Annotated in this window: 17 protein-coding genes; 3 read left to right on the forward strand and 14 right to left on the reverse strand. The window is 41.9% G+C overall.

Going from position 1 to position 16603, the window contains the following annotated elements; genetic code table 11:
* Positions 1-289 precede the first annotated feature (289 nt).
* The gene (locus AC6CIB_RS05780) at positions 290-1156 is read right to left on the reverse strand and encodes a nucleotidyltransferase-like protein (protein WP_397552596.1); all 867 of its coding nucleotides are present in this window, start codon (positions 1154-1156) and stop codon (positions 290-292) included.
* 154 nt (positions 1157-1310) lie between these two features.
* On the opposite strand from AC6CIB_RS05780, the gene AC6CIB_RS05785 reads away from it, so the two are divergent.
* Positions 1311-1658, forward strand: coding sequence for a YgzB family protein (locus tag AC6CIB_RS05785; RefSeq protein ID WP_148968126.1), 348 nt, complete (start codon positions 1311-1313; stop codon positions 1656-1658).
* A gap of 84 nt (positions 1659-1742) precedes the next feature.
* On the opposite strand, the gene perR is transcribed toward AC6CIB_RS05785, so the two are convergent.
* The 8 genes from perR to AC6CIB_RS05825 form a co-directional block, all read right to left on the reverse strand.
* Entirely contained in the window at positions 1743-2183 is a 441-nt protein-coding gene (perR, locus tag AC6CIB_RS05790; RefSeq protein ID WP_425383239.1) for a peroxide-responsive transcriptional repressor PerR, read from the reverse strand.
* 93 nt (positions 2184-2276) lie between these two features.
* Positions 2277-2825, reverse strand: a complete 549-nt coding sequence (locus AC6CIB_RS05795; protein ID WP_498278691.1) for a cob(I)yrinic acid a,c-diamide adenosyltransferase — start codon at positions 2823-2825, stop codon at positions 2277-2279.
* Position 2826: 1 nt separating this feature from the next.
* Positions 2827-3777, reverse strand: a complete 951-nt coding sequence (locus AC6CIB_RS05800) for a D-2-hydroxyacid dehydrogenase (RefSeq protein ID WP_498278693.1) — start codon at positions 3775-3777, stop codon at positions 2827-2829.
* A 225-nt stretch (positions 3778-4002) separates the two neighbouring features.
* The gene (bcp, locus tag AC6CIB_RS05805) at positions 4003-4467 is read right to left on the reverse strand and encodes a thioredoxin-dependent thiol peroxidase (RefSeq protein ID WP_498278695.1); all 465 of its coding nucleotides are present in this window, start codon (positions 4465-4467) and stop codon (positions 4003-4005) included.
* A 71-nt stretch (positions 4468-4538) separates the two neighbouring features.
* Positions 4539-4943 carry an ion channel gene (locus AC6CIB_RS05810; protein WP_498278697.1) on the reverse strand — a complete coding sequence of 135 codons (405 nt, stop codon included), beginning with the start codon at positions 4941-4943 and terminating at the stop codon, positions 4539-4541.
* A 61-nt stretch (positions 4944-5004) separates the two neighbouring features.
* Positions 5005-5790, reverse strand: coding sequence for an ABC transporter permease (locus tag AC6CIB_RS05815; RefSeq protein ID WP_498278699.1), 786 nt, complete (start codon positions 5788-5790; stop codon positions 5005-5007).
* 3 nt (positions 5791-5793) lie between these two features.
* Positions 5794-6585 carry an ABC transporter permease gene (locus tag AC6CIB_RS05820; RefSeq protein WP_482631801.1) on the reverse strand — a complete coding sequence of 264 codons (792 nt, stop codon included), beginning with the start codon at positions 6583-6585 and terminating at the stop codon, positions 5794-5796.
* Positions 6586-6634: 49 nt separating this feature from the next.
* Positions 6635-7645 (reverse strand): ABC transporter ATP-binding protein, encoded by a 1011-nt coding sequence (locus AC6CIB_RS05825; protein ID WP_498278702.1) that lies wholly within the window; start codon positions 7643-7645, stop codon positions 6635-6637.
* Between the two features lie 198 nt (positions 7646-7843).
* On the opposite strand from AC6CIB_RS05825, the gene AC6CIB_RS05830 reads away from it, so the two are divergent.
* Together AC6CIB_RS05830 and AC6CIB_RS05835 are read left to right on the forward strand one after the other, a co-directional pair.
* Positions 7844-9130, forward strand: a complete 1287-nt coding sequence (locus tag AC6CIB_RS05830) for a glutamate-1-semialdehyde 2,1-aminomutase (RefSeq protein WP_498278704.1) — start codon at positions 7844-7846, stop codon at positions 9128-9130.
* Between the two features lie 260 nt (positions 9131-9390).
* Positions 9391-10473: an FUSC family protein gene (locus AC6CIB_RS05835; RefSeq protein ID WP_498278706.1), complete on the forward strand. Its 1083-nt coding sequence runs from the start codon at positions 9391-9393 to the stop codon at positions 10471-10473.
* A gap of 57 nt (positions 10474-10530) precedes the next feature.
* Here the strand turns inward: AC6CIB_RS05835 and nikC are convergent, their stop codons facing one another.
* From nikC to AC6CIB_RS05860, 5 genes are all read right to left on the reverse strand, one after another.
* A complete protein-coding gene (gene nikC, locus AC6CIB_RS05840; protein WP_498278708.1) occupies positions 10531-11427 on the reverse strand; it encodes a nickel transporter permease in 897 nt (298 codons plus the stop codon).
* Between the two features lie 28 nt (positions 11428-11455).
* Positions 11456-12460 carry an ABC transporter permease gene (locus AC6CIB_RS05845; protein WP_498278710.1) on the reverse strand — a complete coding sequence of 335 codons (1005 nt, stop codon included), beginning with the start codon at positions 12458-12460 and terminating at the stop codon, positions 11456-11458.
* A 284-nt stretch (positions 12461-12744) separates the two neighbouring features.
* Positions 12745-14334, reverse strand: coding sequence for an ABC transporter substrate-binding protein (locus AC6CIB_RS05850; protein WP_498280473.1), 1590 nt, complete (start codon positions 14332-14334; stop codon positions 12745-12747).
* 74 nt (positions 14335-14408) lie between these two features.
* On the reverse strand, positions 14409-15374 hold the full coding sequence (locus AC6CIB_RS05855; RefSeq protein ID WP_498278712.1) for an ABC transporter ATP-binding protein: 966 nt from the start codon (positions 15372-15374) through the stop codon (positions 14409-14411).
* Positions 15349-16365, reverse strand: coding sequence for an ABC transporter ATP-binding protein (locus AC6CIB_RS05860; protein WP_148968114.1), 1017 nt, complete (start codon positions 16363-16365; stop codon positions 15349-15351). The genes AC6CIB_RS05855 and AC6CIB_RS05860 overlap by 26 nt, the downstream gene beginning before the upstream one ends.
* Positions 16366-16603 lie beyond the last annotated feature (238 nt).

A 16603-nucleotide genomic window follows, 5' to 3' on the forward strand; every position in this document is an offset into this window, starting at 1 on the left:
GTCCTGAGCCAGGATCAAACTCTCCGATAAAAGTTTGAATAGCTCTTTAAAAATAAATCTTGAATTAACGTTGACGTATTGTCTTGTTTTGTTCAGTTTTCAAGGTTCAATGTGCATTCACTTCGTTTAAGCGACTTTTTTATCTTACCAAGTTGTGGAGTTGATGTCAACAACTTTTTAAGATTTTTAAGTCGCCACTGACCGCTCGTTGTCGTCGTTCAGCAGCGACATTTACTAATATAACAAGGTTTCATATTGAAGTCAACGAAAAATCAATATTTTACTATAATTATTTTACTGCTCGATAATAGCGGTGATAAATACCCTGTCCCTTTGTCTCTACATTAACAATTTCAACGAATCCTTTATCTGTCAAATATTCAATGAGCATGCTTAAATCTACTGAATAATGTTTGGCCTCAGAATGATTGAGAAGGTCCTGAAACGTCCAATGTTCTTTTTGGTCCAGGATGCTTAATAGATGTTCCGTTGAAACCTTCGTTCTTGAGTGAATGAGAAACTCGCTTGCCAGAAACAGTAGTTCAAGTCGTTTATCGATCTCTTCATCGCTTGTTACGAGTTCTTCATACAACTTGTAGATTTCAGGCTCTATTTGTTTTACCTGGTTCCAGACTGTTACCTCCGGATGAAACCCGTTCTCGATAACTGCGAGCCTGGCTAGATGGTGTAAGGAATGGACGATGTGATTATAGGCATCTAAATAATGCTTACTTTCAAAGAATTCTTTGCCGTCCATATAACGACGAATCAACTTGGCAAATTCCATACCCATCTTTATCTTTCTACCATAAAAGGGGAAATCTCTTAACTCTGTTTTAAGATTATGAATATATTCGTTGCGATCGAACAGTATCTTACCATTAAATAGCCAATCGATCACTTTGCGGTTGGACCCGAGTAAAATCCACTCATTCAGCTTAGCTTCCGTTACGATATGTAAAGCTGCCTTTTGTTCTTTGTAAGAATAGTGTTTAATGAATACTGGCTCTTCAGCTTCTTTCACCACTAGAAAAAGGACAATATCAAAAGTATCCGTCAACGGACTTGATTTCTTGCTTTGTTCTATTAAAAGCGCTCCTAAAGTATTGGGGTGACTTGTACGCTCTTGGTATAACGGTCGTAAAATGTCTTCCATTTCATACTCCTCCACATCACTCATTGGTTGGTTACTATTTCGACATTCAAAGGCGATTTCCTTCTCTGAATATAGTCATTTTTCGACAAAACGGTTTCGTATCCCTCTTCTTACAACAATTATGGTATAGTATTTTTTTAGGAGGGACAAACAAATGGCTAAGTATTCGAGTAAAATTAATAAAATCCGTACGTTTGCCTTAAGTTTGGTTTTCATCGGATTTATCATTATGTACGTAGGTATATATTTTAGAGAACATCCATGGGTTATGACAACATTCATGCTGCTGGGTTTTCTGGCAATCATCGGAAGCACGGTTGTCTATTTCTGGATCGGGATGCTATCCACTAAGGCTGTTCAAGTCACATGTCCTAATTGCGGGAAGGTCACAAAGGTCCTTGGGCGAGTAGACATGTGTATGTATTGTAATGAACCGTTAACTCTTGATCCAAACTTGGAAGGCGAAGAGTTTGATGAGGACTATAATAAAAAGAAAAGATAAACCCGAATGAGAAAAGACCTTCTACTGAAGGTCTTTTTTTAGTATCCAAAAAAAGAATGGCCCTGATATCAGGGCCATTCTTACCTAGTGGGTTTCCTTTGTAGAGCAGTCAGAACATGTTCCGTAGATTTCCATTCGGTGGTTATTCACCTTGAAACCTGTCACATGGGAAGCCAATTGTTCAACTTCATCCAGTCCAGGATAATGGAAGTCAACGATTTTCCCGCAACCATCACAGATGACATGATAATGATCGGTTGTCACAAAATCGAAGCGGCTGGAAGCATCCCCATAGGTCAACTCTTTCACTAAGCCTACTTCACGGAAAACGCGTAAGTTATTGTAAACAGTAGCGACACTCATGTTCGGAAACTTGCCTTCGAGTGCTTTATATATGTCATCAGCAGTTGGATGAGCCATTGAATCAATGAGATACTCTAATATCGCATGACGTTGAGGAGTGATACGGACTCCCGTTTCCTTCAATGTCGAAATCGCTTCTTTTAATTGTCCTTCTTCAGACATCGTCATGCACCTCTTTTCATAAGAATTATTATTTTATAATCTTTATAAATAGTGTACTAATCATCGGTCCCTTTTGTCAATCTTTCTCCCTAGTTACTCATGTAAGTTTTTCTCTTGTTCCCCGAGCTGCTGGTTTATGTAGCGACCTGCAACGAATAGATAGTCTGAAAGTCTGTTCAGATAAGAAAGGACCAACGGATTAATATCTTCATCAATTCCAACCGCTTCTCTTTCGGCTCTTCTCACAATTGTTCTAGCTGTATGAAATGCAGCTCCAGCAGGCTGACCTCCTGGAAGGATGAAATTGCTTAGGGGCGTAAGGGCACCATCAAGAAAGTCGATTTGCTCTTCCAGTTCTTTAATATGTGATTCTTCAAGCTTCCATTTCACATCTTTTCCTGCAGGAGTAGCCAGTTCCGCTCCAACATGAAAGAGAATGGTTTGTACCTTATGAAAGAACTCCTCAAACTTTTCTTTTCCATCAAAGTATTCAGCTTTAAGGTAGCTTAGACCTAAACCAATCATGGAATTCGCTTCATCGCATGTCCCGTATGCCTCAACCCGCTGATCTTTTTTTGACACTCTGGTTCCATATACCAATGACGTCGTTCCCTTATCTCCGGTTTTCGTATAAATTTTCATCCTAATATCCCCTCTCTACATCGATCACGTTAATATAGTTTTCACCATTCTTACGATATGTAGTTAAATTCTTTTTAAATATTTCAAGTGCCCTTGGCATGTATTTCTTTGTGGTGCTGGAAAGATGAGGTGTCACCGTTATGCCCTCATTCTGCCAGAACGGGTGATCCTTGGGTAATGGTTCCTTGTCAAATACATCAAGGTACATATGATGTATTAACTTCTTTTCACTTACTTCAAGGAGAACGGATTCCTCCACTAGGTCACCACGACCTATATTGATAAAAACAGCCGTGTCCTTCATTTGTTCAAAGTGCTCAATCTGCAGGAGATGCTTCGTTTTCTCAGTACTTGGCAGAACGGATAGAACGTAATCGGCATTTACCAGCTCCTTCTGATATGTCTTAAGCGTGAACATACTGTCAAAGTGTTCTACAGGTGAGCCTGAAGAATTCACACCCCTCACTTTCATGTGAAACGCTTTTGCCAACCGTGCGATTTCTCCTCCAATTGCTCCTGCTCCCAGAATAAGGAGAGAGGCTTCATGAAGTTCTGAGGTTGGAAGTCTTCTACTCCACACGCTATCCTTTTCCTGCTTCCAAACTGTTTGAAGCTGTTTTGCATGCTGAAGTATCAATCCGATTGTAAACTCAGCCATAGGAATTCTATGAATTCCCCTTGCATTGGTCACTAGGATGTCTCTTTTTTTGATGGCTTTAAATGGCATCTTCTCAAGGCCTGCTGAGGTGACCATGATCCATTTGCATTTCTCACTCTTTTCAATGTGAAAGTCGGTCAAATCTTCCCCCATGGTGACAATCACTTCTGCTTCTGGAAGTTCATTCTCCGCTTCTTTGATTTTTTTATAAAAAAGAAACTCAACCTCATGGAAGCTATTCTTTAAGTCTGAGACAAACTCTTCCTTAGGTTGAAATGTAAAGATAATTTTCATGTAGCTGCCTCCCATCCCTATTGCCCATTATTTTACCATATTTGTACCGTATCACCCTATTTCCAGCATCCTTAAAAGCATAAAAAAAGAGGATCGACCTGGTCGATCCTTACACGGATGAGACTGACTTATTTGAGGAGGTTGCCCTACTCTTACTATATGTCTTTACCTCTCTTGTGAATGGACAAAAGCCTCAAACTTCTTAAAATAGGCTGAAAAATAGGTTCAGGAAAGGTTCTCTTGAATGTAATGAAGAGCTTCCTCCACATGTCCCTTCACTTTCACCTTTCTCCATTCCTTTGAAAGGTTTCCTTCTTTATCGATAATAAAGGTAGAACGTTCAATGCCCATATATTCTTTTCCAAAGTTCTTCTTCAGCTTCCACACGCCGTATTCTTCTGCCACCTTATGATCTTCATCCACAAGCAGAAGGAACGGGAGTCCATGCTTGTCTACAAACTTTTCATGCTTCTCAACAGGATCCGGGCTCACTCCTAAGATAACAGCATCCAGATTCTCAAAGTTTTCATGCTGATCCCTGAAATCACATGCTTCTGTCGTACAACCTGGGGTCATGTCCTTTGGATAGAAATAAAGAACCACGTTTTTTCCCTGGTAATCAGAAAGCTTCACCTTTTCTCCATTACTTGCAAGTAATTCAAATTCCGGTGCTTTTTGACCCACTGTCATGTATCTTCGCCTCCATTGAATAATTTCTAACTTTAGCGTACCCAATAGGAGGGAAAAACTCAAACCATATGCTACTTGTTTTCGTAGTTTAAAAATGATTTCACGACAAAGGCGGCAGGTATGGTGTAACCGAGCCATGACTCAATGAGGGCAATTCCTCTCCCGATACCAACAGGGGTTACATCCCCGTATCCTACTGAGAAAAGGGTGATGCCACTGAAATACATCGTGGTAAAAAAATGATCGAGGAAGTCTCCCGTTAATGGTTTTCCTTCTTCAACGAGAATCGGAACCCCTTCAAGCTCCAGGAGAGCAAACAGAAGACCGAATCCAACCATAATCGTAATATAACTCATTCCTAAAAAGAGAAAATGATGAAGTGAAACGTGATGCTCTTTCCACCTTGAAGGATAAAATAAGGCCCGTAAACTCATCACCATGCAGAACAGAATGAAAAACCCAATGATATAAAGCATGTACATACCCTCTTTTTTCTGCTTGTCTTCCTATATGTACGCTTAAAACTTCAGATTCATTCTAGTTACCTGCACCTCTGTATCGTTTCACTCCTTCATTCCATAACACGATCGAGAAGATGAAAAATCCGATGCCCACAAATGGAGTCAGAAACGAATATGGATACCATTCTGTCTTTTCCAGGAAAAAGGCAGATGGATAGACTCCAACAAACGCGAATGGAAGAATCCACGTTAACACGAAACGAATCACTTTATTATAGATATCAACGGGGTATCTTCCATAGTTACCGATATTGTACATCATCGGCATAATCGACGTTTTCGCATCCGACCAGAACCCGATGCTTGCAAGGGCAATGAAGATTCCTGCATACACAAGAGCTCCCCCCATTACAAAGAGGATAAATAAAACGGGTTCGTACCATTCAAAGGTAATATCTAGTCTTCCCCCGGCGTAGAACATAACCGCCAGTCCTGTTATCACTCCGAAAAGCGACTCCAGTTCCATCCGCTCTAAGATGATTTGAAATAAGCTGTGGATGGGACGGGTCAGGATCCGGTCGAACTCTCCCTTCACCACATACCGGTCGTTAAAGTCCCAAATGTTGAAGAACGAACTGAATAGTGCAAACGGGACCAGGAAGAAACCATATATGAAAATAATTTCGTCTCTTGTCCATCCACTCAGAAGCTGAGTATGGCCAAACACGACCAAGATAAATACGAGGTTAACTGCCTGAAACAGTAAATCAGAAAGAATCTCGACAACCAGGTCGGCCCTGTATTGCAGCCTGATCTTCATATATTGGGCGACATATTGAAAAAACATCCTTACATAAAACATCGGTCACCCTCCTTGAATAATCATTTGTTTTTTTGCCATGACCCAGAGTATCTTGATTGGTATGAGAAGAATCAACGACCATACGCCCTGCATAAGAATCGCATTGAATGATTCAGAAGTCGTAAAGCCATTGGTGAAAATCATGCTGGGAACATAACTTATACTCTGGAACGGTAAGTATCCCATCACATTTTGCGCCCAAAGGGGGAAAAAATGAATCGGCAGCAATAAGCCGGAAAACAAATCAATGACCACTCGTTTCGCCCGGATAAGACCATCATTATTAAATAAGAAAAAGGTCGTGATACCCGTCAGTAAATTGATTTGTGTATTGATAATGAAGCTAAACAGGATTGAAATCGCAAATAACCCCAATGTATCAAACCCTGTACCGAATTGTAGCGGGAAGATGAGGCTGACAATAATCATTCCCGGGAACGAGAAAAACAACAGTCTAAAGACTCCCTCTCCGAGTCCCTGCATCGTCTTCATCCCCAGATAGTTATAGGGTCTGATAAATTCAACCGCCACTTTCCCCTCCTTAATTTCCTGAGCGATTTCACGGTCAATATTATTAAAATAAAAGGCCCTCGCCATCCATGAAACGGCCACATAGGTCGTCATTTGAATGATCGATAATCCTTCAATATCACTTTTTCCTCCGTAGATGGCCTGCCATAAGAAATAGTAAGCTCCAATATTGATACTGTATATTAATATTCCACTATAATAATTAGTTCGGTACGCCAGCATCATGAGAAAGCGGATGCGAATCATTTCGATATACTTAGCCATGATACCCTCCCAGACACTGGAGCTGAACCGATAGCTTCTAATTCCAAACTCATCTCGTCACAGCCCCTTTTTCATAGATGTTCCGTATAATCTCCTCCGTTGTCGTTTCTTCTATCTTCATGTCTTTCACTTTGAAACTCGCAACGATTTTCGTGATCAGTTGTGAAATGACTTCATCATCCGCTTCAATTAATGCTGAATAGCTCTGTTTTTTCTCATCAAAAGACCAGGAGATGTTTTGATTCTTTGTAAGACCGGATAAAGCGGACAGAGATGTATCGTCCAGAAATTGAAACACGACTTCCTTTTGGTCTCCCCAATTTTCTTTGAGCTGACCCAGAGCCCCGTCATAAATGATTTTCCCTTCATCCAACATCACGACCCGTTCACAAAGAGCTTCGATGTCGGTTAAATCATGGGTGGTTAAAAGAATCGTAGTATTGTACTTCTCGTTGATTTCTTTCAAGAATTGGCGGATTTTCAGTTTCACCAGAACATCCAATCCAATTGTAGGTTCATCCAAGAAAAGTAAAGGTGGATTATGGACAAGAGCCGCTGCCAATTCACATCTCATTCGCTGCCCCAGTGATAATTTACGGACCGGCTTGTCCAGTAGCGGCGCGATATCCAGCGTTTCAATCACATGATCCATATGTGCTTTATATTGTTGATCAGGGACTTTGTACACTTTCTTTAAGAGCTGGAAGGATTCCTGAACCGCAATATCCCACCAGAGCTGGGAACGCTGCCCAAACACGACCCCGATCGTCTGAACGAATTTTTCCCGATCACGATGAGGATTCATTCCATTGACGTTCAAATCTCCCCCGGTCGGTGTCAAGATCCCCGTCAGCATCTTGATGGTAGTGGATTTTCCAGCTCCATTTTCCCCGATGTATCCGACCATCTCACCCTGCTTCACATTGAATGAGATATCGTTCACCGCATTAACGATCTTATAATTACGCGTAAATAAATCCCGAAAGGCTCCTTTAAGTCCGGAACGACTGGAAAAAGCCTTGAATTCCTTACGCAAGTGATATACTTCGATTGCATTCATATTGCGTCCTCCTAATTTCAAAAAAAGTATCGGTCCCTCTTTTACAAACAAAGAATAGTGTACCACAGAGAACTGTTTCCCTTAGAACAGTCTGCTTGAAAATTAGTGTGCCCGGATTCCCTATTTGCTAAAGTGGAAAAGACCGTACTACAATAGAAGAGTAATAGATAGCTAAATACTCAAATTTAGGAGGAAAACATGAAATATACTGAATCAGAAACTTTACATACAGAAGCATTGGAACATATCGTAGGAGGAGTGAATAGCCCGTCACGCTCATATAAAGCAGTTGGCGGAGGCTCCCCGGTTGCAATGGAAAGAGGTCAAGGCGCATATTTCTGGGATGTAGACGGAAATAAATACATCGATTATCTGGCAGCATACGGACCTATCATTACCGGTCACGCTCACCCACATATTACAGAAGCGATCAAAACAGCGGCGGAAAACGGAGTCCTTTACGGAACCCCCACCCGTCATGAAGTGAAGTTTGCCAAAATGATCAAAGAAGCAATGCCTTATATGGACAAGGTTCGATTTGTGAACTCCGGGACTGAAGCGGTTATGACAACGATTCGTGTTGCAAGAGCATACACGGGGAAAGACAAAGTCATTAAATTCGCAGGCTGCTATCACGGTCACTCAGATCTAGTACTAGTTGCAGCTGGATCTGGACCATCCACTTTGGGAACTCCTGATTCAGCCGGTGTTCCTAAGAGTATCGCTCAGGAAGTCATCACAGTTCCATTCAACGACATCGAACCATTTAAAGCAGCAATGGAAAAATGGGGAGATCAAATTGCAGCAGTCCTTGTGGAACCCATCGTAGGGAACTTCGGAATTGTAGAACCGAAAGAAGGCTTCCTTGAGCAAGTGAATGACATTGCTCATAATGCCAGTTCCCTTGTCATTTATGATGAAGTGATCACGGCATTCCGCTTCATGTACGGCGGAGCTCAGGATATGTTAAAGGTGAAGCCTGACTTAACGGCGCTGGGGAAAATCATCGGCGGTGGTCTTCCAATCGGGGCTTACGGCGGAAAAAAAGAAATCATGGAACAGGTCGCCCCGTTAGGACCTGCCTATCAAGCAGGTACAATGGCTGGTAACCCCGCATCCATCCTTTCAGGAATTGCCTGCCTTGAAGTGTTAAAAGAAGAAGGCGTATATGAGAAATTAGATCAGCTTGGAGAACTGCTTGAAAATGGAATCCTTACTGCAGCTGAAAAACATAACACACCAATCTCCATTAACAGATTGAAAGGAGCTCTCACACTTTACTTTACTACTGAAAAAGTGGAGAACTATGAGCAAGCTGAAGCAACAGATGGGGAAATGTTTGCGAAGTTCTTTAAACTTATGCTTAATCAGGGAATCAATCTGGCTCCTTCAAAATATGAAGCATGGTTCATTACGACCGCTCACACAAAAGAAGATATCATGGAAACGATCGAAGCCGTCGATCGTGCATTCGCACAATTATAATAGAAGAACCTAAAGACTGCTCCACATGCGTGGGGCAGTCTTTATTATTGATTTTGTAGAATAACTCTTCCCTTCCTGGCATATCTATTCATTCGGTAGAAGAATTCCGTTGCTGTGATTTGTTTTGTTTATTCCCTTCCTCAAAAAGGGTACGTATTTTGTGGAAACTTATTTAAATTTTCCTATTGATATTGCTTGTAAGTACATGTATAGTACAGTATTGTTTATTAAAAAGTTACACAAGAAAGGATCCTAATTCCATGAAACTTGGTGCTCGCATCCTTAAAACGGGAATTGCGATTGTATTAGCTTTACTTGTATCTCAGCTATTGAATATACCGTCTCCAGTGTTTGCTGGAATCGCGGCAGTGTTTGCCGTCCAGCCCACCATTTATCGCTCTTATCTATCGATTATCGAACAGATTCAAGCGAACCTGATCGGTGCTGGGATTGCCGTTATTTTTGTTCTCTTATTCGGCAGCAATCCTCTTATTGTAGGTCTCGCTGCTGTCATAGCCATTGCCATCATTCTTAAATTAAAGCTGCAAAACACGATCGGCCTGGCCCTGGTAACGTTGATCGCGATTATGGAAGTGACGGATCAGGATTTTATTCAATTTGCATTTATCCGTTTCTCAACCATCATGATCGGGGTATTTTCATCGTTCATTATTAACTTAATCTTCCTGCCGCCAAAATACGAAACGAAGCTTTACCATAAAATATCTGATTCTACAGAGGAAATCTTAAAGTGGATTCGATTAAGTTCAAGACACGCAACAGAGTTCCACCTCTTGAAAAAAGACTTGGAGCGCATTAAAGAAAAGCTTATAAAGGTCGATCAATTGTATCTTCTCTATAAAGAAGAACGGGATTATTTTAAGAAAAATTCGATTGTCAAAAGTCGTAAGCTTGTCATTTTCCGTCAGATGATTTCATCAACGAATCGAAGCTTTGACATCTTGAAGCGATTGAACCGGTATGAAAATGAAATTTTTCAGTTGCCGGATGAATTACGTGGAGTGATCAAGGGACAGCTTGATTGTCTCCTCACCTACCATGAACAGCTTCTTTTAAAGTTCCTTGGGAAAATGCATCCGCATGCTGAGTCAGAAGCCCAGCAGGATGTGTGCATGCATCGAAAAGAACTGATGAATATCATGATCCAGGAAGTAAAACAGCATAGTAAAGATGAAAATATTCATAACTTCCATCTGCTTCATATTTTCTCGGCTATCTTTGAATACGATGAGCATTTAGAGCACCTGGAAAAACTCATCACAAGCTTCCAATCGTATCATAAAGAAGAAAATGAAGTGATGATCGGGGAAGAAGAAGAATAAATGGATAAAAAACGGAGCAAAGGATGTGATAACCTTGGCTCCGTTTTTTTGTTCTATTTAGTTTTTCATTTTAGGATCAAGGGCATCCCGAAGTCCGTCCCCCATCAAGTTGAATCCCAATACCGTCAGCATGATGGCAAGTCCCGGGAAGATCATTGTCCATGGAGCTTGCAGCATGAACGTACGTGCATCAGCCAGCATTTTCCCCCATTCGGGTTGCGGGGCTTGTGCTCCTAGACCAAGGAAGCCAAGTGCTGCGGCTTCGATGATAGCAGTTGCAATGGCAAGGGTCCCCTGTACAATGATTGGCGCCATACTGTTAGGAAGGATATGACTCAATAGAATACGGCTATCTTTCATCCCAATGGCTTTCGCAGCCATTACATACTCTTCCTGCTTTACACTCAACACCCGTGACCGAATGAGTCGCCCAAAGTTAGGGATATTGATAATCGCAATGGCAATTAAAGCATTTCTCAGGGAAGGCCCAAGAGCAGCTACAACAGCTATCGCTAACAGGATACTCGGAAATGCAAGCATAATATCAAAGATTCGTGAGATAATCGTATCCACCCATCTTCCATAATAACCTGCCACGATTCCCAGTAGGCTTCCTACTACTGCGGAACCGATTACTGCAAAGAAACCTACCCATAATGAAATTCGTGCCCCAAAAATAATTCTGGACAATATATCCCGTCCAAAGTCATCGGTTCCGAGCCAGTGTTCTGAAGATGGAGCCTGCAGTCTTTTCGATAAATCTTGTTCATTGATGCCTTGTGGGGCAATGACTGGTGCAGCAATGGCTAAGACGACAAAGAAAAGCACGATAAAAAATCCGACTAAAGCGATTTTGTTTTTTCGAAAGCTTTTCCACGCTTCCTTCCAGGGAGAAACCGTTTCCTCCTGCAGGGAAGGATGAAGCTCCTTTTGCGGTTCTGCTAATTCTGCCATGAGAGTTCACCTCTTTCTTCTATTGATGTTAGTTGTATTTAATGCGCGGATCGACAGCAGCATATAGTAAATCGACAATTAAGTTGATTGTGACAAAGATCGTGGCCACTACGAGAATGCCGGACTGTACAACAGGATAATCACGGAAGCCGATCGCTTCATAAATATAGCGACCAATTCCAGGCCACCCAAAGATCGTCTCAGTCAATATCGCTCCACCTAACAGGAGCCCCATTTGCAGACCGATTACCGTCAGTACTGGAATGATTGCATTTTTAAGAGAATGCTTGTACACCACCCAGAACATTTTCAGACCCTTGGCACGAGCTGTTCGTATGTAATCTGAACGCATAACCTCCAGCATACTTGAACGGGTCATACGGGCAATGATCGCCATAGGAATCGTGGCAAGTGCAATACCCGGAAGGATTAGATGCCTCAGCACATCACCTAATTGATCGAAACGTCCTTGTATGATGGTGTCTATAATATAGAGATTCGTAATGGCATCGATCGGATTACGAATGTTTTCCCTTCCTGTGGTTGGAAGCCAGTCAAGTTGAATACCAAAGATCCACTGTTCCATCAAACCAAGCCAGAAGATCGGCATAGACACCCCGACCAAAGCCAGGATCATAGCTGTATAATCAAACCATGAGTTCTGGAACCAGGCACTGATGATACCCGCATTCACCCCAATGACCACGGCAATGATGATCGCTACAATCGCCAATTCCGCTGTTGCAGCCAAGTATGGCCATATTTCACTTGAAACTTCTGTTTTTGTTCGAATAGAGCTACCTAAATCACCTGTTAGAAGGCCTTTTAGATACTCAAAATATTGAACGTACCAGGCATTATCAAGACCTAACTGTGTTCTTAGCTGTTCAATGGCTTCTTTTGAAGCTTGTTGACCCAGGATCACTTGGGCAGGGTCTCCAGGAATCGCCCGAATGATAAAGAATACAATAAAGGTCATCCCTAATAATACGGGTATTAATTGAAATAATCTTCGTATGGTGTATTGAAACATTTTGTTCACCTCTCTGAAAGGAGATTCTAGTATTCTTGGAAGCTTGCTTAAATCGTTTTCATATTACATGCTTGTCGGGGCTGACCAAGCCGCCTCCGCTTTTCTTCTTGTCCAGCTCCGGCGGCTAGAGGCTCGAGGTCATTTCCAGTCGATCAGCTGAAGGCAAAGTACGTCTTCTTCTGATCGACCAGAAATGCTTGTCGCCTCTGACCAAGCCGCCTCCGCTTTTCTATGTACAAAGGGGAGACTCAACGTCATCTCCCCTAGGTTGAATCTTATTAGGACTATTCCATGTCTACTGCACCTAAGTAGTCAGATCCAGTTGGATGCGGTTGGAAATTCTTCACAGCCGCACTACCAGCTAATAATGGTGTAGAGTGAGCTAGAGGTACCCAAGGCGCATCTTCATGGATGATTTCCTGAGCCTGTTTGTACATCTCTTCACGTTTTGCTTGATCCGTTTCAGATTGAGCAGCAATCAATAATTCATGAAGCTCATCATTGCTGTAGTAAGTGTAGTTATTGCTTCCGATATTGTCTTTATCAAGTAATACATATAGGAAGTTATCTGCATCGCCGTTGTCACCAGTCCATCCAAGTAAGAACGCATCCGCTTCTCCGTTACGGGCTTTTTCTAAGTATGTCGCCCACTCATAAGAAACGATTTTCGCTTTCACTCCTACTTCTTCAAGATCAGCCTGAATCGCTTCAGCTACTTTTTGGCCATCCGGCATGTATGGACGTGGGACAGGCATAGCCCATAATTCCATTTCAAATCCATTTTCGAGTCCTGCTTCAGCAAGAAGTTCTTTTGCTTTTTCAGGATTGTATTCATATCCTTCAAGTGCGTCATTGTATCCGCCAATAACTGGAGGCATTGGGTTTTTCGCTACCTCTGCTCTTCCTTCGAAGAATGCGTCAATGATTTCCTGCTTGTTGATTGCATAGTTAATTGCTTGACGTACTTTTGGATTATCAAAAGGTTTACGAGTCGTTGTTAACCCTAAATATCCAACGTTCATAGAAGGACGTTCAAATAATTGTAATTGGTCGTTACCTTCAACTTGAGCAGCATCACTTGGGTTGACACCATCGGCTAGATCGATTTCTCCAGAAACAAGCGCGTTTAGACGTGCAGAGTTTTCCGGAATTGATTTAAAGACAACCTGGTCCAGCTTAGGCAGACCTTCTTTCCAATAATTCTCATTTTTCACTAGGACGATTTTGTCATTACGCTTCCACTCTTTGAACTTGAAAGGACCTGTTCCGGCATCCGTTGGTGCTTCGCCTAACTTGTTCCCTAACTCATCAAGAGCTTTAGGACTTACAATCGCAAACGGGCTCATCGCAATGTTCTTTAAGAACGGAGCCTGAGGACGTTTTAGAACAAATTCAACAGTTTTTTCATCAACCGCTTTTACTTCATTGATAACGTGACCTTCATCACCTTTAAATCCACCAAACATAGATTTATAGTAGTAGAATGCTTCTTCATTACCATTCATCCAACGCTCGAAGTTTTTCACGACTGCGTCCGCATTGAAATCTGTACCGTCTTGGAATTTAACCCCTTCGCGGAGTGTGAACGTATACGTCAAACCATCATCAGATACCTTCCACTCTTCCGCTAATCCCGGATTTGGTTCTGTATCCTGCTCACCAAATTCAACTAAAGTTTCGAAGATATTCTTTGTTACTTTAAATGATTCTCCATCTGTAACCGCAGCAGGATCAAGTGCTACTGAGTCCCCCCCGCGACCAAAGATCAATACTTTAGGGTCGCCACTATCTTTACTATCGCTGCCTTCGCCTGAAGAGCTTTCATTTCCTCCACATCCGTAAAGAACAGATGATACGAGTAGGATGAGCAGCATTAAAATTGACCAGCTTTTTTTTCTCAACTAAATCCCCTCCTGAATAATGTTTATATACTTATGAGACTTGTCTTCTAGTAAAGATGACAAGCTACATAATGCCCTGGTTGGTGTTCCTTGAATTCTGGTACTTTCTGTTTGCAGATCTCCGTTGCATGTGGACACCGGGTGTGGAATGTACACCCACTCGGTGGATTGGACGGGCTCGGAATATCCCCCTGTAAGAGAATCGTTTCTCTTTTGAAATCCGGATCTGGAACCGGTACCGCTGATAGTAGTGCCTGAGTGTATGGGTGAAGCGGGTTTTCATAGAGTGTTTCACTATTACTCAGCTCTACCATTTTTCCAAGGTACATCACGCCTACCCGGTCACTTATATGTCTCACTACACCTAAATCATGCGCAATGAAGATATAAGTGAGCCCGAACTCTTTTTGCAAATCCTGCATCAGGTTCAGGACCTGTGACTGAATGGACACGTCAAGAGCTGACACAGGTTCATCAGCAATAATGAGCTTGGGTTTCGTCATTAGAGCCCTCGCTATACCAATTCGCTGTCTTTGTCCACCGCTGAATTGATGTGGATAACGTTTCGCATGATAACTGCTTAACCCGACAATATTGAGTAGTTCATGAACCCTCTTTTTTCTTTCTTTCGCTGAACCCATTCCATGGACCTTTAATGGTTCTTCGAGAATTTTTTCAACTGTATGTCTTGGATTCAAGGAAGCAAAAGGGTCCTGAAAGACCATTTGCATTTCCCGGCGAATCTTTCTCATTTCTGAGTTTGATAGACTGGTAAGCTCTCGATCTTCGAATGTCACTTTCCCTTCGGATGGATCGATGAGTCTCATAAGCATCCTGCCCGTCGTCGACTTTCCACAACCACTTTCTCCTACGATTCCAAGAGTCTCTCCTTTATTCACGATAAAAGATACCCCGTCTACTGCTTTTACCGAACTGACAGGTCGTCCGAGAATTCCTCCTGTAATCGGAAAATGTTTCTTAAGATTCTCAACCTTTAGCAACGGTTCCGTCATAAACTCCCTCCTCCACTTCATCGAACAGGAAGCATCGTGTGCAATGTCCTTGTGATGTTTCATATAATTCCGGTGTTTCGACTAAACAGCGATCGAAGGCATATTCACAGCGTGCTGCAAACCGGCATCCGGTCTTAATGGATCCCGGTTTCGGAACATTCCCCTGAATCGAGTGCAGTCGCTGCTGCTTGATTCTCATATCCGGTACGGATTGAATCAGGCCTTTTGTGTAAGGATGCTGAGGGTTTTTAAAAATTTCTTCTACTTTCCCCTCTTCCACCACTTTCCCTGAGTACATAACGACCACTCGTTCACATGTTTCAGCTACAACACCTAAATCATGAGTAATCAAGAGGACCGCTGTATTCAGTTCTTTATTCAATCGTTTCATCAATTTTAAAATTTGGGCCTGAATCGTCACGTCAAGAGCGGTTGTCGGCTCGTCTGCTATCAACACACGTGGATCACAAACCATTGCCATGGCAATCATGACCCTTTGTCTCATACCGCCTGATAGCTGATGTGGGTATTCCTTGATAAGCTCTTCAGATCTCGGTAAACCAACCATCTTCATAATTTCAATTGCTTTATCTCTTGCTTGTTTCTTTCCAACCTTCGTATGTATGCGTATGGCTTCCGTTAATTGGTCACCTATAGTAAAAACAGGGTTTAAAGATGTCATTGGCTCTTGGAAGATCATCGCTATATCATTGCCCCGAATATCTCTCATTCTCTTTTCAGATGCTTGTGTCAGATCTTCATCTTTATACAGAATCTTTCCACCTACTATTTTCCCCGGTGGTTTCGGTACCAGGCCCATGATGGATAGGGATGTAACACTTTTACCACATCCACTTTCCCCAACGATCCCGAGCACCTCCCCTTCATTCACATGAAAGCTAACTCCATCGACTGCAGGAACTTCTCCGTCATCAGTAAAAAAGGAGGTCCTCAAATCTTCCACTTTTAGTAAAGGACGCGCTTCGCTCATTCAAATCCTCCTCTTGAAACTATCTCTCTTTTCTTAATAGTGCTTATTTTCTAAATTTTATATGTTTCTTATTATACAAGATGTTACAAATGTTGCAATCTATTTTCAGAATTTTTCTACACAAAATCCACATACTCTTTCATTCCTAATTCAATTCAATATATGTCCAATTATTCTTTTCATTCCTTCCAGATGAAGTTATTTAGACCTATTTCCTTCACGGTACACCTGAAATAAG

It is taken from the genome of Rossellomorea sp. GQ25, assembly GCF_059758515.1.

Coding starts and splice junctions, on each gene's coding strand:
- AC6CIB_RS05780 (WP_397552596.1), bottom strand. CDS start 1,156: ATGGAAGACATTTTACGACCGTTATACCAAGAGCGTACAAGTCACCCC.
- AC6CIB_RS05785 (WP_148968126.1), top strand. CDS start 1,311: ATGGCTAAGTATTCGAGTAAAATTAATAAAATCCGTACGTTTGCCTTA.
- perR (WP_425383239.1), bottom strand. CDS start 2,183: ATGTCTGAAGAAGGACAATTAAAAGAAGCGATTTCGACATTGAAGGAA.
- AC6CIB_RS05795 (WP_498278691.1), bottom strand. CDS start 2,825: ATGAAAATTTATACGAAAACCGGAGATAAGGGAACGACGTCATTGGTA.
- AC6CIB_RS05800 (WP_498278693.1), bottom strand. CDS start 3,777: ATGAAAATTATCTTTACATTTCAACCTAAGGAAGAGTTTGTCTCAGAC.
- bcp (WP_498278695.1), bottom strand. CDS start 4,467: ATGACAGTGGGTCAAAAAGCACCGGAATTTGAATTACTTGCAAGTAAT.
- AC6CIB_RS05810 (WP_498278697.1), bottom strand. CDS start 4,943: ATGCTTTATATCATTGGGTTTTTCATTCTGTTCTGCATGGTGATGAGT.
- AC6CIB_RS05815 (WP_498278699.1), bottom strand. CDS start 5,790: ATGTTTTATGTAAGGATGTTTTTTCAATATGTCGCCCAATATATGAAG.
- AC6CIB_RS05820 (WP_482631801.1), bottom strand. CDS start 6,585: ATGGCTAAGTATATCGAAATGATTCGCATCCGCTTTCTCATGATGCTG.
- AC6CIB_RS05825 (WP_498278702.1), bottom strand. CDS start 7,645: ATGAATGCAATCGAAGTATATCACTTGCGTAAGGAATTCAAGGCTTTT.
- AC6CIB_RS05830 (WP_498278704.1), top strand. CDS start 7,844: ATGAAATATACTGAATCAGAAACTTTACATACAGAAGCATTGGAACAT.
- AC6CIB_RS05835 (WP_498278706.1), top strand. CDS start 9,391: ATGAAACTTGGTGCTCGCATCCTTAAAACGGGAATTGCGATTGTATTA.
- nikC (WP_498278708.1), bottom strand. CDS start 11,427: ATGGCAGAATTAGCAGAACCGCAAAAGGAGCTTCATCCTTCCCTGCAG.
- AC6CIB_RS05845 (WP_498278710.1), bottom strand. CDS start 12,460: ATGTTTCAATACACCATACGAAGATTATTTCAATTAATACCCGTATTA.
- AC6CIB_RS05850 (WP_498280473.1), bottom strand. CDS start 14,334: ATGCTGCTCATCCTACTCGTATCATCTGTTCTTTACGGATGTGGAGGA.
- AC6CIB_RS05855 (WP_498278712.1), bottom strand. CDS start 15,374: ATGACGGAACCGTTGCTAAAGGTTGAGAATCTTAAGAAACATTTTCCG.
- AC6CIB_RS05860 (WP_148968114.1), bottom strand. CDS start 16,365: ATGAGCGAAGCGCGTCCTTTACTAAAAGTGGAAGATTTGAGGACCTCC.